This is a genomic window from Marivibrio halodurans (genome assembly GCF_017963645.1).
Taxonomy (GTDB): Bacteria; Pseudomonadota; Alphaproteobacteria; order UBA8366; family Aestuariispiraceae; genus Marivibrio; species Marivibrio halodurans.
In genome coordinates this window covers 76,239-102,964 of the sequence record NZ_JAGMWN010000012.1, presented here as the reverse complement: position 1 = coordinate 102,964, position 26,726 = coordinate 76,239, and the positions used below count along the sequence as shown (strand labels likewise).

24 protein-coding genes are annotated in these 26,726 nt (G+C 67.6%); 10 read left to right on the top strand and 14 right to left on the bottom strand.

Annotated features, from left to right (window positions below; translation table 11 throughout):
• Positions 1-282: 282 nt before the first annotated feature.
• The 4 genes from KAJ83_RS17980 to ychF all read left to right on the top strand — a co-directional run bounded on the left by KAJ83_RS17980 (position 283) and on the right by ychF (position 4,025).
• Complete coding sequence (locus tag KAJ83_RS17980; protein ID WP_210683502.1) at positions 283-1,218, top strand: ribose-phosphate pyrophosphokinase; 936 nt, start codon at positions 283-285, stop codon at positions 1,216-1,218.
• Positions 1,219-1,440: 222 nt separating this feature from the next.
• On the top strand, positions 1,441-2,139 hold the full coding sequence (locus KAJ83_RS17975) for a 50S ribosomal protein L25/general stress protein Ctc (RefSeq protein WP_210683501.1): 699 nt from the start codon (positions 1,441-1,443) through the stop codon (positions 2,137-2,139).
• Between the two features lie 24 nt (positions 2,140-2,163).
• Complete coding sequence (pth, locus tag KAJ83_RS17970; RefSeq protein ID WP_210683507.1) at positions 2,164-2,916, top strand: aminoacyl-tRNA hydrolase; 753 nt, start codon at positions 2,164-2,166, stop codon at positions 2,914-2,916.
• An 8-nt stretch (positions 2,917-2,924) separates the two neighbouring features.
• On the top strand, positions 2,925-4,025 hold the full coding sequence (gene ychF / locus KAJ83_RS17965; protein WP_210683500.1) for a redox-regulated ATPase YchF: 1,101 nt from the start codon (positions 2,925-2,927) through the stop codon (positions 4,023-4,025).
• Positions 4,026-4,067: 42 nt separating this feature from the next.
• Here ychF and KAJ83_RS17960 read toward each other — a convergent pair whose 3' ends face one another.
• Positions 4,068-6,371, bottom strand: a complete 2,304-nt coding sequence (locus tag KAJ83_RS17960) for a putative bifunctional diguanylate cyclase/phosphodiesterase (protein ID WP_210683499.1) — start codon at positions 6,369-6,371, stop codon at positions 4,068-4,070.
• A gap of 187 nt (positions 6,372-6,558) precedes the next feature.
• Here KAJ83_RS17960 and dusA point away from each other — a divergent pair, with 187 nt between their 5' ends.
• Complete coding sequence (gene dusA / locus KAJ83_RS17955; protein WP_210683498.1) at positions 6,559-7,578, top strand: tRNA dihydrouridine(20/20a) synthase DusA; 1,020 nt, start codon at positions 6,559-6,561, stop codon at positions 7,576-7,578.
• Positions 7,579-7,615: 37 nt separating this feature from the next.
• On the opposite strand, the gene KAJ83_RS17950 is transcribed toward dusA, so the two are convergent.
• The 4 genes from KAJ83_RS17950 to purD form a co-directional block, all read right to left on the bottom strand.
• On the bottom strand, positions 7,616-7,873 hold the full coding sequence (locus tag KAJ83_RS17950; protein ID WP_210683497.1) for a hypothetical protein: 258 nt from the start codon (positions 7,871-7,873) through the stop codon (positions 7,616-7,618).
• Positions 7,874-7,979: 106 nt separating this feature from the next.
• The gene (locus tag KAJ83_RS17945; RefSeq protein ID WP_210683496.1) at positions 7,980-9,344 is read right to left on the bottom strand and encodes a TldD/PmbA family protein; all 1,365 of its coding nucleotides are present in this window, start codon (positions 9,342-9,344) and stop codon (positions 7,980-7,982) included.
• A gap of 53 nt (positions 9,345-9,397) precedes the next feature.
• Positions 9,398-9,670 (bottom strand): hypothetical protein, encoded by a 273-nt coding sequence (locus tag KAJ83_RS17940; RefSeq protein ID WP_210683495.1) that lies wholly within the window; start codon positions 9,668-9,670, stop codon positions 9,398-9,400.
• 35 nt (positions 9,671-9,705) lie between these two features.
• Positions 9,706-10,998, bottom strand: a complete 1,293-nt coding sequence (gene purD / locus KAJ83_RS17935) for a phosphoribosylamine--glycine ligase (RefSeq protein WP_210683506.1) — start codon at positions 10,996-10,998, stop codon at positions 9,706-9,708.
• A gap of 150 nt (positions 10,999-11,148) precedes the next feature.
• Between purD and xseA the strand changes: the two genes are divergently transcribed.
• Positions 11,149-12,717 carry an exodeoxyribonuclease VII large subunit gene (gene xseA / locus KAJ83_RS17930; protein WP_210683494.1) on the top strand — a complete coding sequence of 523 codons (1,569 nt, stop codon included), beginning with the start codon at positions 11,149-11,151 and terminating at the stop codon, positions 12,715-12,717.
• Complete coding sequence (locus KAJ83_RS17925) at positions 12,717-13,565, top strand: M23 family metallopeptidase (protein WP_210683493.1); 849 nt, start codon at positions 12,717-12,719, stop codon at positions 13,563-13,565. Before xseA ends, KAJ83_RS17925 begins: the two co-directional genes overlap by 1 nt.
• 5 nt (positions 13,566-13,570) lie before the next feature.
• Here the strand turns inward: KAJ83_RS17925 and KAJ83_RS17920 are convergent, their stop codons facing one another.
• Genes KAJ83_RS17920 through KAJ83_RS17900 form a run of 5 tightly spaced genes read right to left on the bottom strand, consistent with a single transcriptional unit; the run spans position 13,571 to position 19,438 of the window.
• Positions 13,571-14,482: a lysophospholipid acyltransferase family protein gene (locus KAJ83_RS17920; protein WP_210683492.1), complete on the bottom strand. Its 912-nt coding sequence runs from the start codon at positions 14,480-14,482 to the stop codon at positions 13,571-13,573.
• On the bottom strand, positions 14,479-15,480 hold the full coding sequence (gene lpxK / locus KAJ83_RS17915; protein WP_210683491.1) for a tetraacyldisaccharide 4'-kinase: 1,002 nt from the start codon (positions 15,478-15,480) through the stop codon (positions 14,479-14,481). The genes KAJ83_RS17920 and lpxK overlap by 4 nt, the downstream gene beginning before the upstream one ends.
• The gene (locus tag KAJ83_RS17910; RefSeq protein WP_210683490.1) at positions 15,477-16,772 is read right to left on the bottom strand and encodes a 3-deoxy-D-manno-octulosonic acid transferase; all 1,296 of its coding nucleotides are present in this window, start codon (positions 16,770-16,772) and stop codon (positions 15,477-15,479) included. Before KAJ83_RS17910 ends, lpxK begins: the two co-directional genes overlap by 4 nt.
• Entirely contained in the window at positions 16,772-17,557 is a 786-nt protein-coding gene (locus KAJ83_RS17905) for a lysophospholipid acyltransferase family protein (protein ID WP_210683489.1), read from the bottom strand. The genes KAJ83_RS17910 and KAJ83_RS17905 overlap by 1 nt, the downstream gene beginning before the upstream one ends.
• Positions 17,558-17,566: 9 nt before the next feature.
• Positions 17,567-19,438, bottom strand: a complete 1,872-nt coding sequence (locus KAJ83_RS17900; RefSeq protein ID WP_210683488.1) for an ABC transporter ATP-binding protein — start codon at positions 19,436-19,438, stop codon at positions 17,567-17,569.
• Positions 19,439-19,743: 305 nt separating this feature from the next.
• Here KAJ83_RS17900 and KAJ83_RS17895 point away from each other — a divergent pair, with 305 nt between their 5' ends.
• On the top strand, positions 19,744-20,349 hold the full coding sequence (locus KAJ83_RS17895; RefSeq protein ID WP_210683487.1) for a TylF/MycF/NovP-related O-methyltransferase: 606 nt from the start codon (positions 19,744-19,746) through the stop codon (positions 20,347-20,349).
• Between the two features lie 30 nt (positions 20,350-20,379).
• Here KAJ83_RS17895 and KAJ83_RS17890 read toward each other — a convergent pair whose 3' ends face one another.
• Positions 20,380-21,441, bottom strand: a complete 1,062-nt coding sequence (locus KAJ83_RS17890; RefSeq protein ID WP_210683486.1) for a glycosyltransferase family 4 protein — start codon at positions 21,439-21,441, stop codon at positions 20,380-20,382.
• 3 nt (positions 21,442-21,444) lie between these two features.
• Complete coding sequence (locus KAJ83_RS17885; protein ID WP_210683485.1) at positions 21,445-22,287, bottom strand: UDP-2,3-diacylglucosamine diphosphatase; 843 nt, start codon at positions 22,285-22,287, stop codon at positions 21,445-21,447.
• A 206-nt stretch (positions 22,288-22,493) separates the two neighbouring features.
• Between KAJ83_RS17885 and KAJ83_RS17880 the strand changes: the two genes are divergently transcribed.
• Positions 22,494-23,498 (top strand): diacylglycerol/lipid kinase family protein, encoded by a 1,005-nt coding sequence (locus tag KAJ83_RS17880; RefSeq protein WP_210683484.1) that lies wholly within the window; start codon positions 22,494-22,496, stop codon positions 23,496-23,498.
• A 6-nt stretch (positions 23,499-23,504) separates the two neighbouring features.
• Here KAJ83_RS17880 and KAJ83_RS17875 read toward each other — a convergent pair whose 3' ends face one another.
• Entirely contained in the window at positions 23,505-23,834 is a 330-nt protein-coding gene (locus KAJ83_RS17875; RefSeq protein WP_210683483.1) for a hypothetical protein, read from the bottom strand.
• A 66-nt stretch (positions 23,835-23,900) separates the two neighbouring features.
• Between KAJ83_RS17875 and KAJ83_RS17870 the strand changes: the two genes are divergently transcribed.
• Positions 23,901-24,440, top strand: a complete 540-nt coding sequence (locus KAJ83_RS17870; protein WP_210683482.1) for an RT0821/Lpp0805 family surface protein — start codon at positions 23,901-23,903, stop codon at positions 24,438-24,440.
• On the opposite strand, the gene KAJ83_RS17865 is transcribed toward KAJ83_RS17870, so the two are convergent.
• Entirely contained in the window at positions 24,437-26,722 is a 2,286-nt protein-coding gene (locus KAJ83_RS17865) for a xanthine dehydrogenase family protein molybdopterin-binding subunit (RefSeq protein WP_210683481.1), read from the bottom strand. The genes KAJ83_RS17870 and KAJ83_RS17865 overlap by 4 nt on opposite strands.
• Between the last annotated feature and the right edge of the window lie 4 nt (positions 26,723-26,726).

Here is a 26,726-nt window from a genome sequence, read left to right as displayed (position 1 = left end):
CTCGCTCCTTCCTTCTTTGGATACCGACATCTTAAACAGATGTCGGCGGGAGGGGCGGGCCATCCATAAAGGGGGGCGGCGGACCGTCGCCCCGACTTTTTGCGTCGCGTCATTTACACCCCCGGGAGGCCTTGATATATCAACGGCGCCGAGGGGCGCCGGACGGCCGCTGGGAACCTTCGCGACTGGGCGCGCGGGTACAGCCGTCGGCGTGGCCCATGCCGACCTTGCCGGAAGGCGCGTCGCGGCCTCCGCCGTGGCGCCCATGGGGAACCGCATCGCATGAAAATTCTCGCAGGGAATTCCAACCGGCCGCTGGCCGAGGCCATTTCCGCGTATCTCAATGTCCCGTTGACCAAGGCATCGATCCGACGATTCTCCGACATGGAGATTTTCGTGGAGATCCTGGAGAATGTCCGGGGCGAGGATGTCTTCGTCGTGCAATCGACGAACTTCCCCGCGAACGACAATCTGATGGAACTGCTGGTCATGATCGACGCGCTGCGGCGCGGATCGGCCCGGCGCATCACGGCGGTCATTCCCTATTACGGCTATGCGCGCCAGGATCGGAAGACCGGACCGCGCACGCCGATCTCGGCCAAGCTGGTCGCCAATCTGATCGAGCAGGCGGGCGCCGATCGCGTGCTGACGATCGATCTGCATGCGGGGCAGATCCAGGGTTTCTTCGAGGTGCCGACGGACAATCTCTTCGCCCTGCCCGTGCTGCATAAGGACTTGCAGGAGAGCATGAACGGCGATGACGAGATGCTGGTCGTCTCGCCGGATGTGGGCGGCGTGGTGCGCGCCCGGGCCCTGGCCAAGCGGCTGGAATGCGATCTTGCCATCATCGACAAGCGGCGCGAGAAGGCCGGCCATTCCGAGGTGATGAACATCATCGGCGAGCCGGATGGGCGGCGCTGCGTCCTGATCGACGATATCGTGGATAGTGCCGGCACGCTCTGCAACGCGGCGCAGGCGCTGATCGACAACGGTGCCGCCTCGGTCTCCGCCTATGTGACGCACGGGGTGCTCTCGGGCGGGGCGGTGGCGCGTGTCTCCGCCTCGCCGCTGGAATCGCTGGTCATCACCGATTCGATCATGGCGACGGAGGCGGTGCGGGTCTCCCAGACGGTGCGCCAGGTTTCGATCGCCCCGTTGCTGGCCGAGGCGATCCGGCGGATTTCCGAGGAGAAATCGGTTTCCAGCCTGTTCGATTAAGTGTAAAAGACCGCCGCTTTTCCGGGTAATACGCGGAAATCGGATCGACAGGGCTGCTTCGTGGGACGGGGCGGCCCCGGTTGGTTTAGGCGATTTGCCTGGGCCAGTCCGGTTGTCCGGATTGGTCGGGGCGATCGCCCGCGTTGGAAAGGTCTGGCGCCGACACCCCTGGAGGTCGGGCCGGGATCATGACGCCAAGCAAATGAACGAGGAGCATTGGCAATGTCTGAGCAATCTGTTCTTCCCGCGGCCAAGCGGGAACGGGCTGGCAAGGGGGCGGCTCGCGCGGTGCGTCGGCAGGGGCTGGTCCCCTGCGTCGTCTATGGCGACCGCAAGGACCCCCAGATGATCTCCATCGAGCCGCGCCACCTGATGCGCGAACTGATGGGCGGTCACTTCTATAACACCGTCTACGAACTCGACGTCGAGGGTGGGAAGAAGGAACGCGCGCTGCCGCGCGACATGCAGCTTCATCCGGTCACGGACCTGCCGCTGCATGTCGATTTCCTGCGCGTCGGCAAGTCGACCAAGATCAACGTGAACGTCCCCGTCAGCTTCATCAACGAGGACGACAGCCCCGGGCTGGACCGTGGCGGCATTCTTTCCGTCGTGCGGTACGAGGTCGAGCTCTATTGCGCGGCCGACGACATTCCGGAAGAGGTCGTGTGCGATCTGACCGGCTATGAGATGGGCGACACGATCCACATCTCGAACCTGAAGCTGCCGGAAGGGGTGGTTTCCGCCATTACCGACCGCGATCCGGTCGTCGCCAATATCGACGCGCCGCGCTCGGAAGCGGCGGTCGAGGAGATCGAGGCCGAGGATCAGGAAGCCGGCGAGGAGTTCGGCGCCGACTCCGAGGCGGAAGCCGCCGAGGACGATGCCGACGAGGGCGACTCCGACGCGGAGTCGAAGGAGTAGGACCGACCGGCCGTGTCTGGGGCGATGCGCCTCCTCGTCGGGCTGGGCAATCCCGGTCCGAAATACGAGGGAAACCGGCATAATATCGGATTCATGGCGGCGGATCGGCTGGTCCGCCGTCATGATTTCGGCCCCTGGCGCGCGCGTTTCCAAGGCCAGGCGGCCGAGGGCGCGATCGGCGGCGAGAAGGTCCTGCTGCTGAAACCCACGACCTTCATGAACGAATCCGGCCGTGCCGTCGGGGAGGCGCTCCGCTTCTTCAAGCTCGACCCCTCCGAGGTTCTCGTCATCTATGACGAACTCGACCTCGCGCTCGGCAAGGTCCGGGTGAAGCAGGATGGCGGCCATGGCGGTCATAACGGGCTGAAGTCGATCGACGCCCATATCGGCAAGGCCTATTGGCGTCTGCGGCTCGGGATCGATCATCCCGGCGCGAAGGAGAAGGTGATCTCCCACGTCCTCGGCGATTTCGCCAAGGCGGAGGCGGAGATGGTCGAACGCGTGCTGGAGGCGACCAGTCATCATATGGGGGTGCTGGTTGGCGGCAATGCCTCCGACTTCATGTCGAAGGCGGCGCAGGATATCGGCGCCCGCCCGCCGAAACCCTATAAGAAGCAGACCACCGCCGAGGCCGGCGGTGACGCCGCCGGGCCGTCTTCCGGCCGCAAGGGTATGACGGCCGCGGAACGCCTGCTGGCGGATCGCGCCGAAGATGGGGGCGGCCAGGATAAAGGGGCGCTGGGCGGCGCCCTTAAAAAGCTGTTCGGAAAGGACTGAGCGCAGCCATGGGCTTCAATCTCGGGATCGTCGGGCTGCCGAATGTGGGCAAGTCCACCCTGTTCAACGCGCTGACGGAAACCCAGGCGGCGCAGGCCGCGAACTTCCCCTTCTGCACGATCGAACCGAACACCGGCCGCGTCGCCGTGCCCGATCATCGGCTGGAGAAGCTGGCCGAACTCGCCAAGTCCGCGAAGATCATTCCCACGCAATTGGAATTCGTCGATATCGCCGGATTGGTGAAGGGCGCCTCGAAGGGGGAGGGGTTGGGCAACCAGTTCCTCGCCAATATCCGCGAAGTGGACGCGGTCTGCCATGTGCTGCGGTGCTTCGACAGTGGCGACATCACCCATGTGGAGGGGTCGGTCGACCCGATCCGCGACGCGGAGACGGTCGAGACCGAGTTGATGCTGGCCGATCTGGAAAGCCTGGAGCGCCGCATCGTTCCGTTGGAGAAGAAGGCGAAGTCCGGCGAGAAGGACGCGAAGGAAGAGGTCGCCGTCATGCAGAAGGCGCTCGACCTGCTGCGCGACGGCAAGCCGGCGCGCCTCGCCGATATCACGCCGGAGGAACGGCCGATCTTCAGGCGGCTGACGCTGCTGACGGCCAAGCCGATCCTCTATATCTGTAATGTGGAGGAGGAGGCCGCCGCCACCGGCAACGCGCAGTCGAAGCGTGTCGAGGAGCGCGCCGCCCGGGAAGGGGCGGAGGCGGTGGTGATCTCCGCGGCCATCGAGTCCGAGGTCGCCCAACTCGACGATCCCGCCGACAAGGCGGAGTTCCTGGAAAGCCTGGGGTTGGAGGAAACCGGCCTCTCCAAGGTCATCAAGGCGGGCTATCGACTGCTCGACCAGATCACCTTCTTCACCGTCGGGCCGAAGGAGGCGCGGGCCTGGACCGTGCGCCGGGGCGCCAAGGCCCCGGAGGCCGCGGGCGTCATCCATACCGACTTCACGCGGGGCTTCATCGCGGCGGAGACGATCTCCTGCGAGGATTATTTCGCGTGCGGTACCGAGGCGGCCGCGAAGGAAGCCGGTAAGATGCGGCTGGAGGGGCGCGATTACCTCGCCGAGGACGGCGACGTCTTCCATTTCCGATTCAACGTCTGATCGGCGTCTGATCGGCCGGCGCCGCCGGCTGGGGCCGTCTCGCTAATCGGTATCGGCCGCCTGCCCCGGGATATCCCAGGACCCGCCGGTACGCATCAGCGTGGAGGCCGCCTGCGCGTCGAGCGGCCGGGAGAAGTGGAAGCCTTGCGCGAACTCGCAACCGATGGCGGCGAGGCCCTCCAACTGCTCCGCCCGCTCCACGCCTTCCGCGATCACGTCCTTGCCCAATGTGTGCGCCAGTAGGGAGATCGTGCGGAGTATTTCGGCGTTCTCGCTTCTCTCGGTCATCGCGGTGACGAAGGAACGGTCGATCTTCAGCGTGTCGAACGGGAAGCGGTGCAGGTAGCTGAGGGAGGAATAGCCGGTCCCGAAATCGTCGATCGACAGTGCGATTCCAAGGTCCTTCAATTCCATCAAGGTGCGCGACGTGGCCTCTGGATTGCGCATGATCATGCTTTCCGTCACCTCCAGCTTGAGGCGGCTTCCGGGAACGCCGGCTCGGGCCAGCATAACCTCCAGGTCGCGCACGAGGTCGGGTTCCTGCAATTGGCGGCCGGACAGGTTGACGGAGATGCTGTCCGGCGCGAGGTGACCCAGCTCATCCATCCACACACGCATCTGCTTCACGCTCTTGCGCAGCGCCTGCGCGCCGATCGAGGCGATGAGGCCGTTATCCTCGGCGAGCGGGATGAAATCGGCCGGCTGAACGAGCCCCCGTTCCGGGTGATTCCAGCGTGCCAGCGTCTCGAACCCGGCGATACGCCCGCTGTCGAGGGCGACGATCGGCTGGTAGAGCATCAGGATCTCGTCGCGTTCGACAGCGCGGCGCAGATCGGATTCCAACTGGAGTTGGCTGATCGCCATCGACTGCATCGAGGGGTCGAAGACGATGCAGCTCGAATGTCCCTTGTCCTTGGCGCGGTACATGGCGATATCGGCCGCGCGCAGCATGTCCTCCGCCGCGCGGAAGCCGGATTGGGGCATGGCGATACCGATGCACACGGTGGTGAATATCTCGCGGTCGCGCAGATGGAACGCGGCGGAAAGATCGGCCTGAAGCCAGTGGGCGCATTCGATCGCGTCCGCCTCATCGCCGATCTCCGGAAGCAGCACGCCGAATTCGTCGCCGGAGAGCCGGGCGAGCGAATCCTCGGGCTTGGCCGCCCCTTCCAGCCTGCGGGCCACGTCGATCAGCAATTCGTCCCCCACGTCATGGCCGAGGGAATCATTCACCACCTTGAATCGATCGAGGTCGAGGAAGAGGACGGCGAACCCCTTGTTCGGCTCGCCCGCCCGGTCCCGCGCGATCCAATGGTGCAGCCGCTGCTCGATCCGGTCGAGGAAGAGGGCGCGATTGGGCAAGCCCGTCACCGAATCGTAAAGCGCATCGTGGATCAGCCGTTCCTCCGCCCGCTTGCGCTTGGTGATATCGGTCAGGGAGCCGACGAGCCGTTCGGGCCGCGCGCCGCGTCGCGCGGGGATCGGTCCCGTGGCCTCGGCCCCGGTCTCGTCGCGCCAGACCGCGGCCCCGGTCACCGAGACCCATAGGGTGTCGCCGTCGGCGTGCTTCATGCGCACTTCTTCCGCGAAGCGGTCGCTTTCCCCGTCGAGATAGGCGTCGAGCGCGATCTTGAGCGTGTCGCGGTCGCGTGGATGCACCCGGTCGATCCAATCGGCGGGAGTGCCGGCGATGTCGGCTGCCGAAAGCCCCAGGAGGGAAAGCCAGCGCGTCGAATAATAGGCGCGGCCCCTGACGATATCCCAGTCCCAGATCCCTTCCGAGGACGCCTGGGCCGCGAGTGCGTAGCGTTCCTCCGAAAGACGGAGGGCCTCTTCCATGCGAACGCGCTCGGTCACATCGGCATAGCGATTGATCGTGCCGCCGTCGGGAAGCGGAACCCGTGTAATCGCGATCAGTCGATCGTTCGTCGTGCGACATATCTCGGGATCGGCCGTGGGATCACGCATATTCGCGATCAGCCGGTCGACGGCGGCGTCCACCCCCTCGTCGTCGGCGGCGAGGATGCCCGAGTCGAAGCAGTGGCGTATGGCGGTCTCTATCGGTTCCCCCGGCGTCAACAATCCGCGCGGCAATCCCAGCACGTGACGATAGCCAAGGTTCCAGGCAACCAGCCGCAAATCGCGGTCGACGACCGCGATTCCTTCCTCCATATGGTCGAGGGCATCCTGGAGAACCCGTGGGTCACCCGATTGGGGCGCGTCGGCGTTGTCGGGGACGCCGCGATCCCCACGGCGCCGGGCAAGAAACATACCGACGACACCCCCGAGGAGGGCGGCGGCCGCGAGCATGGCGGCGAACATGGTATCGGAAGGACCAATGGCCATTTCCGTCTTGCACCTTTCGCCGGGCTCGCCGCGCCCGCAATGGGTGGTCGCGCGCGCCTCCGGCGCATAAGGGACAATGGAGCAAGCGCTCCCCGGTTGGTCAAGCGCTCGGCATCCGTTAAGTAATGGCTCGTGGTGGCGTATACGCGCCGCCTGCCCGAGAATGCTGGAAGGAATGGTCTTGGCGATGACCGATGCGATCGATCCGCGCCTTTCGGTGGCGCCGATGATGGACTGGACGGACCGGTACGACCGGTACTTCCTGCGCCTGATCAGCGGGCATGCGCTGCTCTATACCGAAATGGTGACGGCCCAGGCGATCCTGCATGGCGACCGGGACCGGCTGCTCGGCTTCGATCCGGCGGAACATCCGGTGGCCTGCCAACTCGGCGGGTCCGATCCGGTGGAGTTGGCGGAAGCGTCCGCGATCGCCGCCGGGTATGGTTATGACGAGCTTAACCTCAATGTCGGCTGCCCGTCGGATCGGGTGCGGAACGGCCGTTTCGGCGCCTGCCTGATGGCGGAGCCGGACCGCGTGCGCGACTGCATCGCCGCCATGCGTGGCGTTGTCGATATCCCGGTGACGGTGAAGTCGCGCATCGGCATCGACGGGCGGGAGGAGTACGAGGACCTGTTGCGTTTCGTCGATACCGTGGCGGAAAGCGGCTGCCGCCACTTCATCGTCCATGCGCGCATCGCGATCCTGGCGGGCCTCAGCCCCAAGGAGAACCGGGAGATTCCCCCGCTGCGCTACGATGTGGTGAAGCGATTGAAGGCCGAGCGGCCGGAGTTGAGCATCGTCCTCAACGGCGGGGTGAAGGATCTGGCGACGGCCCGCGATCTGATCGACGGCGGTCTCGACGGCGTGATGATCGGCCGCGCGGCCTATCAGGACCCCTATATGTTGGCTGAGGCCGACCGGGTGATCTTCGACGACATGGCGGCGCCGGTGAAGACGCGCGGCCAAATCGTGGCGGATCTGCTGCCCTATGTGCGCGAACGCCTCGGGGCGGGGGTGCCGCTGCATCACATCACGCGCCATATCCTGGGGCTTTTCAACGGCCGGCCGGGCGGGCGCAAATGGCGCCGTTACCTGAGCGAAAACGCCTATCGCGCCGAGGCCGGGGCCGAGGTCATCGAGCAGGCCGCGGCCCTCGTGCCCGATGCCGTCGGTCCCGGCGCGGCGTCGGATGCCTTGATCGCCTGAATGGAGGGTGCGGAAGGCCCTTCCACTTTCTGCCCCGTCAGTCCGCGCGCCCGGCCGCGACCATCGCCCGATAAAGGCTGCGCAAGACGTCGGCCGGACGATGACGGCCCGCCTGCATCGCCTCCACGCCGGCTTCTATCGTGCCGGCATCGGGCTCCACCGGTACGATGGCATAGCCGTCCCGGCGCAGCGTCTGAAGGACGGCGGCGGCCTGCTTGTCGTAATTCTCGTTGAACCACGACCGGTCGGCCTGCTTGATCGCCTTGGCGATCGCGGTTCGGATGTCGGCCGCCATCGCGCGGGTTCCTTCCTTGCTCCGAGCCTTATCTGGGACGAAGGACGTCACGATTCGCCGCGCGCGGGAAGTGCAAGTCGGCGTGCCGAAAGGCCCGACGGCTCCTCTACTGGCCCGCCACGGTCATGGTCTGGATCCGCAGGGTGGGCGCGTTGGTGCCGTAACGGAAATCAAGATCGTCGGCCGCTTCCATCCCCAGGAACATATCCTTCAGGTTTCCGGCGATGGTCATTTCGCTGACCGGATAGGTGATCTCGCCCTTCTCGATCCAGAAGCCCGACGCGCCCCGGCTGTAATCGCCCGTGACGCCGTTTACGCCCATTCCCATCAGGCTGGTGACGTAGAAGCCGTCCTCGATCTCGCCGATCAGGTCGGCGCGGCTTCGCGCTCCCGGCGCCAGATAAAGGTTGGTCGTGCCCGGGGAGGGCGGGCTGGAGGTGCCGCGCCCGGCATGGCCGGTGCTCTCCAGGTCGAGTTGGCGCGCCGTGCGCAGGTCCAGCACCCAGCTTTTCAGGATGCCGTCCTCGACCAGCGCGCGCCGCGCCGTCGCGATCCCTTCCGCGTCGAACGGCTTGGAGGCGAGGCCGCGCGGGCGGTGCGGATCGTCGATGACGGTCAGGCCCGCGGCCATCACCCGCTCCCCCATCCGGTCCTTCAGGAAACTCGTGCCGCGCGCGATCGCGCTGCCGTTGATGGCGCCGGCCAGGTGGCGGAGCATCGAATTGGAAACCCGGGGGTCGAAGACGACCGGACATTTCCGGGTCGGGCCCTTACGCGGGTTCAGTTTCGCGACGGCAAGCTCGCCCGCCTTGCGTCCGATCGCCGTCGGGTCCTCCAGGTCGGCGCCATGGACCTTGGACGTGAAGTCATGGTCGCTTTCCATTGCCACGCCCTCGCCGGCCAGGACGGAGACACCCACGCCGTGGCGCGAATTCTCATAGCCGCCGCGGAAACCGTTGCTGGCGCCGAGCGCGATCGACCAGCGCGCCCAGGAGCTTTCCGCCCCTTCCGAATTGGTGACGCCGTCGACGGCCAGCGCCGCCTCCTCCGCCGCCTTGGCGCGTTCGATCAATAGCTCCGCCGCCGGCTCGACCGGGTCGCAGCCATCGACGTCGGGGAAGGGCGGCCGGCCGAGCGCGCCTTCCTCCGCCAGCCCGCAATAGGGGTCGTCCGGCACCGTGCCCGCCATGGCGATGGCGCGCTCGACCAGTTCGGCCAGCGCGTCCGGCTTCCAGTCATTGCCGGAGACGCAGGCCTGTTGCTTGCCGATAATGACGCGCAGGCCGAGATCGCGGCTCTCCGAGCGTTCCAATTGCTCCACCTTGCCGAGGCGCTGGGCGTGGCTCAGGCTGATCGCATGGGCGACGATCGCATCGGCCTGATCGGCCCCGGCCTTCCTGGCGCGTTCCAGCATTTCCTCGATCAGGTCCAGGGACTGCTGGTCGGCGCCGGTGCGGCTATCATCGGTCATCTGCTGAAAATCCCGTTTCTATGCGGAAGCGTTAGGATGGATGGAAGAGACGGCTAGAAACTGTTCACGATGGCGATCAGAGTAAAGCCCAGGATGCAGAACAGGGCCAAGATCATCTGGATGCGAGCGCGCCGACGTTCGCGGCCGATCCGGGCGGCGCTTCGCTCCGACGACGGCCTGGGTACGTGGCCGCGCCGGTGGGCGGGGTCCCGCCCGCCCGTGTCCGACGGCCCCCGACGCATCCGGCCCCGCGCGGCGAGCATCGCGGCCAACAGGATCACTACCCCGGCGATCAGCAGCGGATTGTCGCGCAGAAGCTCCGCCATTCACTCCCCCATTCAAGGGGCGCCGTCCCGGCGCGTCAGGCGCCGCCGCTTTCCCGCGTGACGGCGCGCCAGCCGATATCCCGGCGGCAATATCCCTGCGGCCAGTCGATCGCGTCGACCGCGCGATAGGCGGCCGCTTGCGCCTCGGTGACGCTGCGCCCGCGCGCGGTGACGTTCAGCACCCGGCCGCCCGTCGCGCGCAACGTGCCGTCCGCGTCGCGCGCCGTGCCGGCATGGAAGACGGTGACCTCCGGGTCCTCCTCCGCCCGCTCGATCCCGGATATCACGGTATTCTTCTCATAGGTGCCCGGATAGCCTTCGGCCGCGAGCACGACGGTCAGCGCCGTCTCGTCATCGTACCAGCGCAGATCGGCGGCGGAGAGCACGCCGTCGGCCGTGGCCACCAGCGCCGGCAGCAGGTCCGACTTCAAGCGCATCATCAGCACCTGGCATTCCGGGTCGCCGAAGCGGACATTGTATTCCACCACCTTCGGGCCGTCGGTCGTCACCATCAGGCCGATGAACAGCACCCCCTGATAGGGTGTCCCCTCCGCCGCCATCGACCGGACGGTCGGTGTCAGGATGTCGTCGATGATGCGTTGTTCCAGCGCTGGCGTGCAGACGGGGGCGGGGGAATAGGCGCCCATGCCACCGGTATTCGGCCCCTTGTCGCCGTCGTGCGCGGCCTTGTGATCCTGGGCGGAGGCGAGCGGCAGCGCGTTCGCGCCGTCCACCAGGGCGAAGAAGGAAAGCTCCTCCCCCTCCATGAATTCCTCGACCACCAGCGTCGCGCCGGCTGCGCCGAAGGCGCCGTCGACCATGGCCTGATCGACGGCGGCGCAGGCTTCCTCCACCGTGGTGGCGACGGTCACGCCCTTGCCGGCGGCCAGACCGTCCGCCTTCACCACGATCGGCGCGCCGCGCTCCCGGATATAGGCCTTGGCGGCGTCCGCGTCCGTGAAGGTGCCGAAGGCGGCGGTCGGGATATCGTATTTGGCGCAGAGATCCTTGGCGAAACGCTTGGAGCCCTCAAGCGCTGCGGCCGCCGCGCTTGGCCCGAAGACACGGATGCCGGCGGCCTTCAGACGATCGGCGAGGCCGGCCACCAGCGGCGCCTCCGGTCCGACGACGACGAGGTCGATCCCCTCCTTCTCCGCGAAGGCGACGAGGGCGTCGATATCGTCCGCCTTTATGTCGAGGCACTGGGCCTCTTGCGCGATGCCGGCGTTGCCCGGCGCGCAGTAGAGCGTCTCGCACACAGGCGAGGCCGCGATCGCCCAGCACAAGGCATGTTCGCGCCCGCCGCTACCGACCACCAGAATGCGCATGATGCACTGTCCTTCTCTCGCCATGCGGGGCCGCTCCCGAATGGGCGGGAGATAGCATGTGGGTCGGTGAAGGGAAACCGCCTGGGACGCGGCGCGCGCGGCGGGCGACGCTTGACGGCGCGGTCCGATCGCTCGAGTCTCGGTCGCGTCATGACCGAACCCACCGCCCCCACCCCCACCCCCACCCCTGCCCCCGCCACGCCGGGCAATGTTCCGGAACTGAGCGTCTCGGAGCTTTCCCGCGCGCTCAAACGGACGGTGGAGGATGCCTTCTCCTATGTCCGGGTGCGCGGCGAGATTTCGGGCTTCAAGCGCGCGGCCTCCGGTCATCTCTACATGACGATGAAGGATACGGACGCGGTGCTCGACGCCGTGTGCTGGCGCGGCACGGCGGGGCGGTTGTCGGTCAAGCCGGAGGACGGGCTGGAGGTGATCGCCACCGGACGGCTGACGACATATCCCGGCCGTTCGAAATATCAGATCGTGATCGACAGCCTGGAACTGGCGGGGGAGGGCGCGCTTCTCAAGCTGTTGGAGGACCGGCGCAAGGCCCTCGCCGCGGAGGGGCTGTTCGACGAGGCGCGTAAGCGACCGCTGCCCTATCTGCCGGATGTGATCGGCGTCGTCACCTCGCCCACCGGGGCGGTGATCCGCGATATCCTGCACCGGCTGCGCGATCGCTTTCCCCGCCATGTCCTGGTCTGGCCCGTCGTCGTGCAGGGGGAAGCGGCGGCTGGTCAGGTGGCGGACGCCATCGCGGGCTTCAATGCCCTTAAGCCCGGTGGTTCTCCCGGCGGTTCGGCCGGCGGGGCGGTGCCGCGTCCGGATGTTTTGATCGTCGCGCGTGGTGGCGGGTCGCTGGAGGATCTTTGGGCCTTCAACGAGGAGGTGGTGGTCCGCGCGGCGGCGGCGAGCGCGATTCCCTTGATCTCCGCCGTCGGACACGAGACCGATACGACCTTGATCGATTTCGCGGCCGACCGGCGGGCCCCGACGCCGAGCGCGGCGGCGGAGATGGCGGTGCCGGTGCGAAGCGACCTGCTGGGCGACCTGATGGATCGCGAGAGGCGGCTCGTCGGGGCCGTCCATCGGGGGGTGACCGATCGCGCCCGGGCGCTGGAGGGGCTGGCGCGCGGCCTGCCGAAGCCGGCGCAGATTCTGGATGCCGCGACCCAACGCCTGGATGACGGGGCGGAACGCCTGGGCGAGGCGATGCCGCGCGCCCTGCGTCACCGCGCGCGGGAGTTGGAGCAGACCGCCGCGCGCCTGCGCACGCCGACCCAGGTGATCCGCCACGGGGAACGGCAATTGGCCGATGCGGCCCAGCGGCTCGCCCAAGGGGCGCGGGCCGCGATCGACCGGCGGGGGGAACGCTTCGCCGACCGGCGCCTCGGGGCGCGACTCGACCGGGCGGCGGGCGCGGCGATCGGCGAGGGGGCGGATCGGCTGGAACGCGCCGGCGCGATGCTGGAAAGCCTCAGCTATGCCCGTGTCCTGGAACGGGGATATGCCGTTGTCCGCCGGGCGGACGACGGGACGTTGGTCGCGGATGGCGCGGCGCTCACGGCCGGGGAGGGGATCGAGATCGAATTCGCCCGCGACACCCGGCGCCATGCGCTGGTCTCCGGTGACGGGCGCGGCTCTTCCACGAAATCCAAGCCTAAGGCAGCCGCGAAACGCCCACCCGGGGTGGCGGCGAAGCAGGGGGACCTCTTCTGATGGCGATCGTTCGTTGTCTGCGCCGGGCGGCCGTATTTTCCCTCCTTCTGCTGGGGCTTCAGGTTCCGGCGGCCGCGGGGGCGGTGGAATTCCTTCAGGCGGAATTCCAGCAGGGCGGCTATGCGATCGGGAAGGTCGATCCGGGGGCGCGGGTTCGTTTCGATGGGCACGACGTGCGGGTCGGAGCGGACGGGCGCTTCGTTATCGGCTTCCATCGCGACGACCCGGCCGCGATGCGTCTGGAGATCACCGGCCCGGCCGGCGATAGGCGGGTGGAGACCCTGTCGATCGCGCAGCGCGATTACGATATCCAGCGCATCGACGGCTTGCCGGAGAATAAGGTGAGCCCGCCGGACTCGGTTCTGGCGCGTATTCGCGCCGACGCTGCTCTCGTCGCCGAGGCCCGGGTGCGCGACAGCGCGGATACCTGGTTCGACAGCGGTTGGATCTGGCCGGTGAAGGGGCCGATTTCGGGCGTCTTCGGCTCTCAACGCATCTTGAATGGCGAGCCGCGCCAGCCGCATTACGGTGTCGATGTCGCGGTCCCGACCGGCACGCCGGTGGTGGCCCCGGCGGACGGGGTGGTCTCGTTGGCGGTGCCGGATATGTATTTCTCCGGCGGCACCTTGATGATCGATCACGGGCGCGGACTCGCCTCCGCCTTCCTGCATATGGATAGCATCGCGGTCACGCCCGGTCAGAGGGTGGCGCGGGGTGATGCGATCGGCACCGTGGGGGCGACGGGCCGCGCCACGGGCCCGCATCTCGATTGGCGGATCAACTGGTTCGGGAAGCGGTTGGATGCCGCGCTATTCGTGCCGTCGATGCCGGAGGGAACCGGAAACTGACGGTATCAGCCGCCCTTCGGCCAGCGCCGGTGGACCCAGAACCATTGCCCGGGGCGCGCGCGGACCCATTCCTCGACACGCGCGTTCATGGCGGTCAGAAGAGCCTCGATATCCTGGTTCCTGTCCCCGCTATCGGGCAGTTCCATCGGGGGCTCGATGGTGATCCGGAAGCGGGCGTCGGGCAGGCGTTCCAACCGCACGGGCAGGACCCGGCAACGGAACCGCAGGGCGAGTTCGGCCGGCGCGCTCGCGGTATAGGCAGGGCGGCCGAAGAAGGGGATCGGTAGGCCCTCGTTGAATTTCTGGTCGATCAGAAGGCCGAGCGGCCGGTTCTCCTTCATCGCGCGGAGCGCGCCGCGCGCCCCTTCCCGGCCCTTCGGCAGCAGTTCGGCGCAGAATTCGGAGCGGACGCGGCGAATCAGGCGGTCGATGCCGGGGTTGCTGGCCGGCCGGTAGATATTGGTCAGCAAACAGCCACGTTGCGCGGCGGCAAGGCTCGCCATCTCCCAATTGCCCATATGGGCGCTGAACACGATGAAGGGCGCCCCCGAATCGCGCGCGGTCAGCAGATGATCCTCGCCCACGATCTCGATCCGGTTCGGGTCGAAGGTGTCGAGCCCCGTGATCTGGGCATATTCCGCCGCGCCGCGCCCGAGATTGTCCCAGACCTCGCGCACGATCCGGTCCTCCTCCGCGCGGGTCAGGTCGGGGAAGGCCGCGCGCAGATTCCGCCGCGCCACCCGGTCGGCGGATAGGCGCGGGCCGACCGTGCGGAAGACCAACCCGCCGATGCGCGAGGCGATCTCGAACGGCAGAATCCGCAGCAGGGCGAGCGTGCCATGCAACGCGACACTTTGCAGGTGATATAGGAACCGCCTGCGCCAGGGCATCTTGGGGGCGGAGTTCGCCGATGTCATGAGTGCTTCAATAGCCGGTCGAGCAGGGTGAAGACAATATCGGGTCTTTCGAAGGACAACGTCGCCGGCACGACCCGAAGGCCCCGCAGAATACCGGCCGCGTCCTGTCCGGCAAGCCGCGCGGCGTCCTTCGCCGTCGTTACCGGCACCGCCCGTGCCGTCCGCGCCCGATCCGCGATATCGCGTAGATCATGCGTGCTATAGGGGTGGTGATCCGCGAAAGCCACGCGCTCGACGATGGCGAGGCCGAGCCCCTCCAGCGCCTCGAAGAATTTCTCCGGCCGGCCGATTCCGGCGAAGGCGACGACCCGGTCGCCGGGGGAGAGCCCCTCCGGCAGGCGCGGCGTCATGCGCGCGGCGGTAAGCGGCATTCCGCCCGGTACCCGCCGCGCCAGTCCGCCCGCGTCCGCGCCGACCAACACGACCGCGTCCGCGCGGGCGAGCGCGTCGGCCAATGGTTCGCGCAGCGGGCCCGCCGGGATCATCCGCCCATTACCGAGACCGGCCGCCCCGTCGAAGACCAGGAACGACAGATCGTGCGAGAGGCCGGGATTCTGGAAGCCGTCATCCAGGATAAGGATATCGGGCCCGCCGCGGTCGTCCCGCGCGGCCTCCACCGCCCGGGCGCCGGCCGCCCGGTCGCGCGCGATCCAGGTCGGCGCCAGTTCGGCGTGAAGCAGCGCCTCGTCCCCCACATCGCGGGCGCCATGGCGCGCGGTATCGACCCGCAGGGGTCCGGCTTCGCGCCCGCCATGGCCGCGCAGCAGGATCGCGGGCCGCGCGCCCCGTTCCGACAGCAAGGCGACCAGGGCCTGGACGACCGGGGTCTTGCCGGCCCCGCCCGCCGTGACGTTGCCGACGCAGATTACCGGCAGACCGGCGCGATAGGGGGTGACAAGGCGGCGGCGCAACCGTCCCGCGCCGGCATAGAGCGCGCCCAGCGGCGCGAGCAGCCGGGCGACCGCGCCGTCCCGGCGCCAATGGGCCGGGGTCTTCATCGCGCCCCGCCGGCCTTGAGGGCTGTGGGAGGCAGCCAGGGCTCCATGCGGGCCATCACTTGATCCACCACGTCGCGGTTCCGTTCGGCGATCGCGGCGCCTGCATGGGCCATGCGATGTCTTGTCTCGTCGTTCGCCAACAGGGAGGTGACGGTCTCCGCGATCGTCGTGGCGTTGCCGACACGCCGTGCCCCCTGGCCCCGTAACAGATCCTGGGCGACGCTCTCGAAGTTGCTCATATCGGGGCCGAGCAGGGGAATCGCTCCCATCTGGATCGCCTCGACCGGATTATGCCCCCCGATACCGCCGGTCAGGCTGCCGCCGATCAGGGCGATATCCGACAAGCTGTAGAAAAGACCCAATTCGCCGAGCGTGTCGGCGAGATAGATGTCGATATCCCCGGGCGGCAACGGGGTCTCGGATCGGCGCGCCACGCGCAGCCCATGTTCCCGCAGGGCCTCGGCGATCGTGCCGCCGCGAACCGGATGACGCGGCACGAGGATGGTAAGGAGGCCCGGACGGGTAGGGGCGAGGCGCGCATGGACATCGGCGACGATCTCCTCCTCGCCCGGATGGGTGCTGGCCGCGAGCCAGAAGGGGCGCTCGCCGATCGCCCGGCGCATGGCGGCAAGCAGGTCCGGGTCCACTGGTAGCGGCGGGGCGGAGAATTTCAGATTGCCGACGCAAGCCGCATCACGCGCGCCGAGGAGGCGCAGCCGCTCCGCCTCCTGGTCGGTCTGGGCGAGGCACAGCGCGAACCCGCCCAACAGATCGCGGGCGAGGCTGGGCGTACGCCGCCATCGCCGGAAGGACCGCTCCGAGATGCGTCCGTTCACCAGTATCGTGGGCCGGCCCGCGTCCCGCATCTCCCACAGCAGGTTCGGCCAGAGTTCGGATTCGAGCCATATGCCCGCGTCCGGCTGCCAATGATCGAGGAAGCGCCGGACCCAGCCGAACCGGTCGACCGGCACATATTGATGCAGCGCGCGTGGGGGCAGGCGTTTCGCCATCAACTGGGCGGAGGTTACCGTGCCCGTCGTCAACAATACCCAAGCCGAGGGATCGCGCGCGCCCAGCCGCTCGATCAGCGGTTGGGCAGACATCGCCTCGCCGTTGCTCGCGGCGTGAATCCAGATCAACCGTCCCTCGGGGCGCGCGATCGATGCCTCGCCCCGGCGCTCGGCGAAGCGGGTCGGGTCTTCCTTGCCGTGCGTCACGCGCCGGCGCAGATAAATCGACAGCGCGGGCGCGGACAGCGCCGACGCCGTGCGATAGAGACCCCGCCACAGCATCAGGCGTTTCCCTCCCGGGTGCGCTCCCGGCTTCCTGGTCGGGGGGCGCTGCCTTCGGGCGCGGGCTCGATCGGATCGACCCCGCAGCGGCGATCGCAGGTGGCGCTAAGGTCGTTGAGCGCCGCTTCCATCTCCCGCGTGCATCGCTCCAGGTCGGCCGGGTCGCCGCGCGCGGGCGGGTCGATGGCCTCGCCCCACAGGCAGATCGCGCGCGAAAAGGGGATCGGCAAAAGGAAACGGTCCCAGCTCGACAGCAGCTTGCGGCGGGAAACCCCATAAGTAACAGGGACGATCGGGACCTGTGCCATGGCGGCGAGTTGCGCCATCGCGGGGCGCATCCGCATGCGGGGACCGCGCGGCCCGTCGGGCGTGATACCGACACAGCGTCCCTCCTTCAGCACACGCAGAACCTGGCGGGTCGGGCCGGAACCGCCCTGCCTGCTGTCGATCGGAATGGCCGAGAAGCCGAAGCGTCCCAGCCCGTCGATCACGAGCTGTCCGTCGCGGTGGGACGAGGCCATCACGGTCAGGTTCCGCGTCTCCTCTTCCCAGGCATAGGGCATCATGGCGATGCGGTTGTGCCAGAGAATGATGAGAAAGGGTTGGCCGATGTCGTGCAGCCGGTCGCGATCCGCCGTGCCCTCGATACGCCAAATGGAGGTCAGGCGGACAAAGCGGATATACCAGATGATGATCTCACGCGACAGGGCGTGAACCCAATGCGCGCGGGTCAAGGCGCGGGAGACCGCGCGAAACAGGGCACGGGGGGCGCGGGGCGGGGCCATGGCGCCTCTCTAACGTCCACTCGGACCGGCGGCCTGCTCGCGCCTGTCTAGGTCGCCGTCGGAGCCCTCTATATCATCGCTCGGGCGATCAGGTTCCGGATCACTCGCGGGTACTTCCTCGATACCTTGGAACTGCATGGCCTGCAGTCGGGCATAAAGGCCGCCATGCGCGCTCAAGCTGCTGTGCGTGCCGCTTTCGACGACGCGACCGCCCTGCATGACATAGATCCGGTCGGCGTCCGCGATGGTCGAGAGCCGATGCGCGATGACTACCACGGTGCGGCCCGCCATCAGGCGTTTCAGCGCGCCCTGGACCTGGCGTTCGGATTCGGTGTCCAGGGCCGATGTCGCCTCGTCCAGCAGCAGGATCGGCGCGTTCTTCAACATGGCGCGCGCGATGGCGATGCGCTGACGCTGGCCGCCCGATAGCTTCACGCCCTGCTCGCCGACCACCGTCTCGTACCCTTGCGGCAGGCCCATGATGAAATCATGGGCGGCGGCGGATTTCGCGGCCTCGACGATTTCCGCCTCGCTCGCGCCTGTCCGGCCATAGGCGATATTGGCGCGGACCGTGTCGTTGAAGAGCGTCGTCTCCTGGCTGACGAGCCCGATCTGGGCCAGCAGCGAATCCATCGTCACGTCGCGCACGTCCTGGCCGTCGACCTCGACCGCGCCGGCGGCGACGTCGTAGAAGCGCGGGATGAGGTTGAGGACGGTCGATTTCCCCGCCCCCGACGGGCCGACCAGCGCCACCGTCTCGCCGGCCGGAACCTCCAGATCGACGCCATGCAGCACCGGTTCGCCGGAACTGTAGGAGAAATGAACGTCGCGCAAGGCGACGCGTCCGGATTCGGGAACGAGGGTCCGCGCGTCCGGCTTGTCCTGGATGCGCGGCTCGTAATCGATGATGGAGAAGATGCGCTGGGCGGCGGCCAGCCCTTCCTGCAGGGCGGCGTTCAGGTTCGCGATCGAGCGCATCGGCTGATAGGCCGTTATCACCGCCATGAAGAAGGCCATGAACTCGCCCACGGTCATCGTGTCCTGGAGGATCTGATAGCCGCCCCAGACCAGGATCGCGGCCAACGCGGCGCCGGACAGCCCGTCCATGATCGGATAGGTGAGCGAACGCACCACGGCGGCCTTGAAGACCAGCCGGTACATCTCCGCGAAGGCGTTGTCCGCGCGGCGCTGTTCGTAATCCTGCATGCGGTAGGCGCGGACCTGCCGCGCCCCCTTGAGCGAGTCGTCGAGGACCGAGGTCATCTGGCCGAATTCGCTCTGGGTCGTCGCCGAGACCCGACGCAGCCGGCGCCCGATGCGCACGATCGGCAGGACGGATACCGGGAAGAAGACAAAGGCGACCACCGCCATCTGCCAGTTCAGATAGAACATCTGGCCGACCAGGACGAGCACCACAAGGGAATCGCGTCCGGCGCTGGTAAAGACCTTGCTGATCGCGTCGCGCAGGAAATTGACGTCGTTGGAGAAACGCGAGAGCTGCCGCGCCGTCCCCTCGTCATGCAGATATTGGATGTCCGCGCGTTGCAAGGCGTTGAACATCTGACCCTGCATCCGCTGGATGATGCGCAGGCCGACCGAATGCATCAGCGTGGTCTGGGCGAAGTTCGCGGCTCCGCGCGTGAAGGCCACGATCAGGAAGCCGATCGCGACGGTCCAGATCATCGTCTCCGATCCGGCGATCAGCGCTTCGTCGAGCGTCTGTTCCACCAGATAGACGATGCCGCCGGAGGCGCCGCCGACGATTGCCATGCAGATGACGGCAACGGTGAGCCGGCCGAGATAAAAGCGCATGTAGTCGCGCCAGAGGCGGGCGACGAGAACACGCGTATCGTCATCCGAGATCTTGGATTTCGAAGCCATTCAACTCTCAACAAGGCGTGTCCATGGCGCCCGCGCGCGATTGGCCCGGGCGGCAGCGCGCGCGGTCTATATCACGCTCGTCCCATGACGTCACTCCGATAGTCGGCATCGGGGCTTGCCGGAGGGCGGGGCGTTCGCTAGCTTTCGCGCGGTTCGCGGCCGTCGTCCGGGATGCTCCTCCCCGGGCGGGACGCGTCCGTTCCGTTCCACCCCTTCATGGATGCCGGTCGTCTCCCATGGCGTTACGAACCCTTATCGGAAAGTTCAGGCGCCGGGCCATTTGGCGGCGGTTCAGGGAGTTTTCGATGGTACCCCGGCGGCGCTATGTCGCCAATATCGAGCTGTGCGAGCAGGCGCTGGCGCGCACGCCCGCGCTCTCGGACGGGGCCTATGTCGAATGCGGCACATGGCGCGGCGGTATGTCCTTCGGCATCGCGACGGCATTGCCCGCGCTCTCCGCGCTTTATTTCTTCGATTCCTTCCAGGGACTGCCCCCCACCACGGAGCGCGACGGCGAGCGTGCGCGGGAGATCGAGGCCGGGGAAGGCTTCTGGCACGATAACAACACCGCCAGCGAGACGGAATTTCGCGAGAATATCCGCCGCTTCGGCCTGGAGCCGCGCACCCGGGGCATCCATCAGGGCTGGTTCTCCGACACCCTGCCGGGTTTCGTGCCGGATCGTCCGATCGCGATCCTGCGCATGGATGGCGATTGGTACGACTCCACCATGACGATCCTGGATGCGCTTTATGATCATGTCGCGCCCGGCGGGCTGATTCTGATCGACGACTATTACGATTGGGAGGGATGCTCGCGCGCGGTCCATGATTTCCTGGCGAAGCGCGGCCTGCCGGATCACATCCGCCAGCATCCCGACTGTCCCGTCGCCTATATCCTGAAGGGGTTCTGAGCCCGCCGCGTTAGGCCGGGACGATACCCGTCAGGCCAGGATGGGGCTTAGATTATCCAGGAATTGGCGCGCGGAGGCGTCCCACGAATAGCCGAGCGCATAGCGCCGACAGGCCGCCGGATCGCAATCGAGAGCCCTGCGCGCGGCCGCCCCCAGATCCTCGTCCAGAACGCCGACGGCCGGATCGCGGATGACGTCGATCGGACCGTTGACCGGATAGGCGGCCACCGGCACGCCGCTCGCCAGCGCTTCCAGCAGGACAAGGCCGAAGGTGTCCGTACGGCTGGGAAAGACGAAGACGTCGGCCGCCGCGTAAAGGTCCGCGAGTTCCTCGCCCTCCCTGGCGCCGAGGAAATGGACCTCCGGATAGGCCTCGCGCAGTTCGGCTATCTGCGGGCCGTCGCCGACCACGACCTTGCTGCCGGGCAATTCGAGGTCGAGGAACTTGCCGATATTCTTCTCCACCGCGACCCGGCCGACATTCATGAAGATCGGTCGCGGCAGGTTCAGCGCGCCCTTCTCCCTGGGGTGGAAGAGGTCCGTATCGACCCCGCGGGTCCAAAGGGCGAGGTTGCGAAACCCCCAACCTTCGAGATCGCGGCGCATGCTCTCCGTCGTCACCATGGTGCATTGCGCGGCGCCGTGGAACCGCCGCATGAAGCCATAGGTCCAGGAAAGCGGCAGGCGGATGCGTGCCTGCACATATTCGGGAAAGCGCGTGTGGAAGGCCGTCGTGAAAGGGCGCCCGCGGCGCAGGCAATAGCGGCGCGCCGCCTGGCCAAGCGGTCCCTCGGTCGCGATATGGATCGCCTCGTCCGGGGTCTCGTCCAACAGTTTCGGCAGGCGCGCCCAGGCATCGATCGCCAGCCGGATTTCCGGATAGCTGGGACAAGGGATGGTGCGGAAACGGTCCGGCCCGATCACGCGTGTCGGATGGCCGAAGCCGTTCAGCGCATCGACCATGCGCTGGAGCGTGCGCACGACGCCGTTGATCTGAGGGTACCAAGCATCGGAAATGATGGCGACCGGACGTCCCTTGCCGAAATCGACAATCGCGCGTTCGCTCTGCCGGGCGTCGGACAGACGGGCCATCGGTCAGGCGCCCACCGGCTTCTCGATCGTCTTTCCGCCGCGTTTCGCGACCGGCGCCGGCAGGGCGGCGGGGAAGGGCGCGCCCACGCGCTCCGGCGCCTCGGTCCAGCGCACGATTTCCAGCCGTCCGTCCTCGCCCTCGACCAGCGCGGTGCAGCTCTCCACCCAGTCGCCGTCGTTGCAATAGAGGACACCGTCGATCATCCGCATTTCCGGATGGTGAATATGGCCGCAGATGACGCCGTCGACGCCACGCCCGCGCGCCTCGTCGGCCAGCGCGTCCTCGAAACGGCTGATGAACTCGACGGCGTTCTTCACCTTGTGCTTCAGATAGGCCGAAAGCGACCAGTAAGGCAGGTTCAGCCAGCGGCGCACCCGGTTCAATTGACCGTTCATGGCCAGCAGGACCGTGTAGGCCCAGTCGCCGAGCAATGCCAACCACTTGGCATAGCGCACCACGCTGTCGAACTCGTCGCCGTGGATCACCAGGAAGCGGCGGCCGTCGGCACCGACATGGATCGCCTCCTTGGCCACCAGAACCCCGCCGAAGAATAGATTCGTGTAATCACGCAGGCATTCATCGTGATTACCGGGGACGTAGATCACCTTGGTGCCGTTGCGGCTCTTGCGCAGCACTTCCTGGACGACCGCGTTCTGGGTCTCGTTCCAATACCAGGACCGCTTGAGACGCCAGCCATCGACGATGTCGCCGACGAGATAGAGCGTCTCCGCCTCGGTATGACGCAGGAAGTCGAGCAAATACTCGGCCTTGCACCCCCGTGTCCCGAGATGCGTGTCCGAAATCCAGACGGTGCGGTACCGGCTGACGCCGCGGAGTCCGTGCATGATCGGTTCCCTTCCGAATGGCCATGTATCGGTCCGGTTCGTTGGGGTCTGGATAAGGATTCAATGTTACAGACCGGAGTAATAACTCCAAATATCGCGTGTTTCATTTTATATTCACCGTTGATTCATGTGGATGACATGGAAACGTTACTAATTCGCCAAAAAAGACGCGTTCTCCTTTCCCCTGGGTGCCTGTTGGAGTCTTGATGTCCGAAAAACCGGCGAATCGCGCGCGCGTGGCGGTGATCTATAATCCGGCGGCGGGCGCGCGGCAGCGCGGCAGACTGCGCCGGCTGTTGCGGCGACTGCGTCAGGAAGGGCACGAGGTGCTGGTCCGGCGCACGGAAGGGCCGGGGGACGCGACGCGCATCGCCGCGTCACTGATGCCGGCGGATGTCGATGTCGTCCTGGCGGCAGGGGGCGACGGGACGATCAACGAGGTCGCGAACGGCCTGATCGACCGGCCGCTGCCGCTCGCCATCGCGCCGCTGGGAACCGCGAATGTGCTGGCCTGGGAACTCGGCCACGGGCTGACCATCAGCGGGGCGGCCCGGACGGTGGGGCGCGGACATATCGTGCGCATCCGGCCCGCGCTGGCGGGGGAACGGGGGTTTTTGTTGATGGCGAGCGCCGGGATCGACGCGCGTGTCGTCGCGGGCGTGAACTCCGCCCTCAAGCGCCGGATCGGGAAACTCGCCTATGCCCTCGTCGCGTTCCGGGAAATCCTGCGCCCGTCGAGCAGGCGCATCGAACTCGACATCGACGGGCGGGTGGAGCATGCGGCGCTCGCCGTGGTGACGCACGCCGCGCACTATGCCGGACCTTTCGTGATCGCGCCGGATGCGCGGCTCGGCGACGATCATCTGTCGGTCGTTCTGGTGCGCGACGGTCGTCGGGTCGCCTTGCTGCGATGCGGCCTCGCGCTCCTGCTCAATCGCATTCCCCGGCAGGCGGAGGTCGAGATTCTTCAGGCGCGGCATGTCCGCTTCCTGGGCCCGCCGGGCGAGCCGGTGCAGAGTGACGGGGATGTGATCGGCCACATGCCGATGGGCGTACGGGTCGGCGATGGGGAACTGGCGTTGATCGTCGCCGATCCGACGCGCGTCCTGGGTGAGCAGGCTGGCGGGCCGGCTGTCGGGCAGGCTGGCGGGCCAGCCCCCGCGCGTGACTATCGGGAGGCCGGGGCGCTCACCCAGGAGGCACGCTACTGACCGGGTCTATTGGTTCGCGTCGCGATAGCCGCGTGCGGAGAGACACCCCTGATAATAACGTTGGCGCATGTCCTTCGCGTCCTCCACGGCCATTTGCTTGGAAAGGCTGCTGGTCGCGCCGGTGATCTGGTCGCTGGACAACTCGTCGTCGAGTTGCCGCGCCGCCAATTCGTCCGCCTTCTGCCGGCAGGCGCTTCGGTCGAGCGGCCATTGATCCTGCGGCACATCCGGATTGACGAAGCGGGGCGGCTCCGCGCATCCGCCCAGCGCGAGACCGGCCGCCAGGATCATCGGGATGCATTTGACGAGGTGACGGATCGAAGCGTTTCGTGGCATGAATCCTGCTATATCCTTCGCATATGCATGGGCCGCAGGGGCCCGCCCATGGGGGGATGACGTCTTATGACACAGATGGTGAGCGACAGCCGACAGACAAAGAGCCGGCACGGATGCAAGGGACCGCGCCTGCGCGCCCTGGCGGCCGCGTTGGCCGTGACGGTCGCCCTATCCGGCTGCATCTCTCCCAACAGCAGCCGGGAGGACAAGGTCGCCACCGGCACGATCGCGGGCGCGCTCGGCGGGGCGCTGATCGGCTATCAACTGATCGGGGGCGGCACGGGCCAGGTGATCGCCGCGCTGCTCTTGGGCGCCGGCGGCGCCTATGCGGGATATTCGGTGACGGACCGGCTGACGGCGATGGATCGGCGCGCGATGCACGAGGCCGCCTATACCAGCCTGACCGAGGCCCCGGCGGGCGAGACCGCTTCCTGGCAAAATCCGGATACGGGCTCCGGCGGGACGATCACGCCGCTGCGCACCTATGTCGATGCGGAGGGGCGGCTGTGCCGCGACTATGCCGCCACCGTCGAGGTCGAGGGCGAGACCTATGACGGCGAGGAAACCGCTTGCCGGAACGCCGTCGGCGCCTGGGTCATCGGCTAGTCGGCCCGATTGTCGCCCGCGGTGGCCCGAAGCGCCCGCCAGACCCGTTCGGGCGTGGCCGGCATGTCGATATGGTCGATGTCGAGCGCGTCGCACAGCGCGTTGATCACGGCCGCCGGCACGCCGATGCAGGCGACCTCGCCCGCCCCCTTCATGCCGAGCGGATTGGCCGTCGTCGGCACGTCCGCCGGGTGGCAGTCGAACGCCGGCAGGTCGTCCGCGCGCGGCAGGCAGTAATCCATCAGGCTTCCGGTCAGGAGTTGGCCGCTTTCCGGGTCGTAGGCGGTGCGTTCGAGAAGCGCCTGCCCGATCCCCTGGGCAAGCCCGCCATGGAGTTGGCCTTCCGCGATCATCGGGTTGAGCCGCCGGCCGAGGTCGTCGATGCAGGTCAGCCGGTCGATCCGTACCCGGCCGGTTTCGGGATCGACCTCGACCTCCACGGCATAGGCGCCGTGCGGCACGGTCTGAAACTCCCCTTCGTGATCGGCGAGACCGGCGCACTGGCCGGCTTTCTCCTCCGGCAGGCGTTCGGCCAATTCGGCGAGGCTGATGCGTCGATCGGTCCCGGCGATGGTGAAGGTCCCCGCGCCATATTCCAGATCGCCGGCCGCCGCTTCCAACTCGTCCGCCGCCAGCGCGCGGGCGGCGTCCAGCATCGCCTCCGTCGCGCGGCCGATCGTCACCGCCGCGATGGGAAGGGAGGAAGACCCCCCCGTTCCGCCGCCGCGCCGTATCCGTTCGCTATCTCCCTCGACGACGCGGACCCGGTCGATTTCGATCTCCAGCCGCTCCGCGACGAGTTGGGCAAAGGCGGTCTCGTGCCCCTGGCCGGAGGCCTGGACGCCGGTCAGCACGCTCACCGTGCCGTCGCGCTCCAGCAGCACCTCGCTGGTCTCCGCCGGATCGCCGCCGGTCAGGTGCAGATAGAGGCCGACGCCCCAGCCGCGCCGTTGGCCGCGCGCCGCGCTTTCCCGCCGTCGCGCCGCCAGGCCCGCGCGGTCGGAGGCCGCCACCGCCTTTTCCATCACGCCGGGGAAATCGGCGCTGTCATAGGTGAAGCCGTTGGCGGCCTTGTAGGGCATCTCCTCCGCCGTCAGCAGGTTGCGGCGGCGGAAATCTATCGGGTCCTCGCCCAGGGCGCGGGCGGTTTTCTCCACCAGCCGTTCCACCAGATATTCGCTCTCCGGCTTGCCGGCGCCGCGATAGGCGTCGGTCGGCGCGGTGTTGGTGAAGACACCCGTGGCCCGCAGATGAAGAACCGGCACGCGGTAGCAATGGCCGAGCGTCTTGGCGAACCCTTTGGACAGCACGCCGGGGCCGAGCGCCGAGGCATAGGCGCCGATATTGCCGCGCGTCTCGCACCGTAGCGCCAGGATGCGGCCCTCGGCGTCGAGGGCGAAGGCGGCGCGGCTTACCTGATCGCGGCCGTGCGCGTCGGAGAGGAAGCATTCCGCGCGGCTCGCCACCCAACGGACCGGGCGGCCAAGATCGCGCGCGGCGGCCAGCGCCAGCGATTGCTCCGGGTAGTTCATCAGCTTGATGCCGAAACTGCCGCCGACATCCTGGGTCAGCACGCGCAGGCCGCTCTCCTCCATGCCCAGCGTGCCGGCGACCAGCTTGCGCATCAGATGCACGCCCTGGGTCTGCGTCACCAGGGTCGCGCGCCCGTCGGAAGGGTCGACCCAGGCGAGCGCGGAGCGCGTCTCGATCGGCGTTATGATGATGCGGTTGTTGACGACATCCGCGATCTCGACCACCCGCGCGGCCCTGTCGAAGGCGGCGTCGGTGGCGGCGCGGTCGCCGTCCTCCCAGACGAAGCCGACCGCTTCGGAGCGTGTCGGGTCCGTCACGGGGGGCAGGTCGTCATAATCCACCATCACGGCTTCCGCCGCCTCGACGGCCGCGGCCTCGCTCTCCGCCACGACGAAGGCGACGGGGTCGCCGACGAAGCGCACTGTCCCGCGCGCTAGCGCGTCGCGCACGGGCGGGTCGAAGGGCGTGCCGTCCGTGCTTTCGATCGGGGTCAGGCAGGGCAGGGGGCGCAGGCCCAGCCGGTCCAGGTCCGCGCCGGTATAGACCGCGCGCACGCCCGGCATGGCGCGGGCTTCCTCCACATCGATGCCGGTGATCCGGGCGTGGGGTGTCTCGCTGCGCGCGACGGCCGCATGCAGCGGCGCGCCGAGGGACTCCGGCGGGCGGCCGTCCTCCACGAACCGGCCATGGCCGGTCAGCAATCGCATGTCCTCGACCCGGGGAACCGATCGGGCGGGGCTCTCGAACATCGGT

What these genes read in the sequence shown, in the direction of transcription:
- KAJ83_RS17980 (WP_210683502.1), top strand. Translation starts at nt 283, where the DNA reads ATGAAAATTCTCGCAGGGAATTCCAACCGGCCGCTGGCCGAGGCCATT.
- KAJ83_RS17975 (WP_210683501.1), top strand. Translation starts at nt 1,441, where the DNA reads ATGTCTGAGCAATCTGTTCTTCCCGCGGCCAAGCGGGAACGGGCTGGC.
- pth (WP_210683507.1), top strand. Translation starts at nt 2,164, where the DNA reads ATGCGCCTCCTCGTCGGGCTGGGCAATCCCGGTCCGAAATACGAGGGA.
- ychF (WP_210683500.1), top strand. Translation starts at nt 2,925, where the DNA reads ATGGGCTTCAATCTCGGGATCGTCGGGCTGCCGAATGTGGGCAAGTCC.
- KAJ83_RS17960 (WP_210683499.1), bottom strand. Translation starts at nt 6,371, where the DNA reads ATGGCCATTGGTCCTTCCGATACCATGTTCGCCGCCATGCTCGCGGCC.
- dusA (WP_210683498.1), top strand. Translation starts at nt 6,559, where the DNA reads ATGACCGATGCGATCGATCCGCGCCTTTCGGTGGCGCCGATGATGGAC.
- KAJ83_RS17950 (WP_210683497.1), bottom strand. Translation starts at nt 7,873, where the DNA reads ATGGCGGCCGACATCCGAACCGCGATCGCCAAGGCGATCAAGCAGGCC.
- KAJ83_RS17945 (WP_210683496.1), bottom strand. Translation starts at nt 9,344, where the DNA reads ATGACCGATGATAGCCGCACCGGCGCCGACCAGCAGTCCCTGGACCTG.
- KAJ83_RS17940 (WP_210683495.1), bottom strand. Translation starts at nt 9,670, where the DNA reads ATGGCGGAGCTTCTGCGCGACAATCCGCTGCTGATCGCCGGGGTAGTG.
- purD (WP_210683506.1), bottom strand. Translation starts at nt 10,998, where the DNA reads ATGCGCATTCTGGTGGTCGGTAGCGGCGGGCGCGAACATGCCTTGTGC.
- xseA (WP_210683494.1), top strand. Translation starts at nt 11,149, where the DNA reads ATGACCGAACCCACCGCCCCCACCCCCACCCCCACCCCTGCCCCCGCC.
- KAJ83_RS17925 (WP_210683493.1), top strand. Translation starts at nt 12,717, where the DNA reads ATGGCGATCGTTCGTTGTCTGCGCCGGGCGGCCGTATTTTCCCTCCTT.
- KAJ83_RS17920 (WP_210683492.1), bottom strand. Translation starts at nt 14,482, where the DNA reads ATGACATCGGCGAACTCCGCCCCCAAGATGCCCTGGCGCAGGCGGTTC.
- lpxK (WP_210683491.1), bottom strand. Translation starts at nt 15,480, where the DNA reads ATGAAGACCCCGGCCCATTGGCGCCGGGACGGCGCGGTCGCCCGGCTG.
- KAJ83_RS17910 (WP_210683490.1), bottom strand. Translation starts at nt 16,772, where the DNA reads ATGCTGTGGCGGGGTCTCTATCGCACGGCGTCGGCGCTGTCCGCGCCC.
- KAJ83_RS17905 (WP_210683489.1), bottom strand. Translation starts at nt 17,557, where the DNA reads ATGGCCCCGCCCCGCGCCCCCCGTGCCCTGTTTCGCGCGGTCTCCCGC.
- KAJ83_RS17900 (WP_210683488.1), bottom strand. Translation starts at nt 19,438, where the DNA reads ATGGCTTCGAAATCCAAGATCTCGGATGACGATACGCGTGTTCTCGTC.
- KAJ83_RS17895 (WP_210683487.1), top strand. Translation starts at nt 19,744, where the DNA reads ATGGTACCCCGGCGGCGCTATGTCGCCAATATCGAGCTGTGCGAGCAG.
- KAJ83_RS17890 (WP_210683486.1), bottom strand. Translation starts at nt 21,441, where the DNA reads ATGGCCCGTCTGTCCGACGCCCGGCAGAGCGAACGCGCGATTGTCGAT.
- KAJ83_RS17885 (WP_210683485.1), bottom strand. Translation starts at nt 22,287, where the DNA reads ATGCACGGACTCCGCGGCGTCAGCCGGTACCGCACCGTCTGGATTTCG.
- KAJ83_RS17880 (WP_210683484.1), top strand. Translation starts at nt 22,494, where the DNA reads ATGTCCGAAAAACCGGCGAATCGCGCGCGCGTGGCGGTGATCTATAAT.
- KAJ83_RS17875 (WP_210683483.1), bottom strand. Translation starts at nt 23,834, where the DNA reads ATGCCACGAAACGCTTCGATCCGTCACCTCGTCAAATGCATCCCGATG.
- KAJ83_RS17870 (WP_210683482.1), top strand. Translation starts at nt 23,901, where the DNA reads ATGACACAGATGGTGAGCGACAGCCGACAGACAAAGAGCCGGCACGGA.
- KAJ83_RS17865 (WP_210683481.1), bottom strand. Translation starts at nt 26,722, where the DNA reads ATGTTCGAGAGCCCCGCCCGATCGGTTCCCCGGGTCGAGGACATGCGA.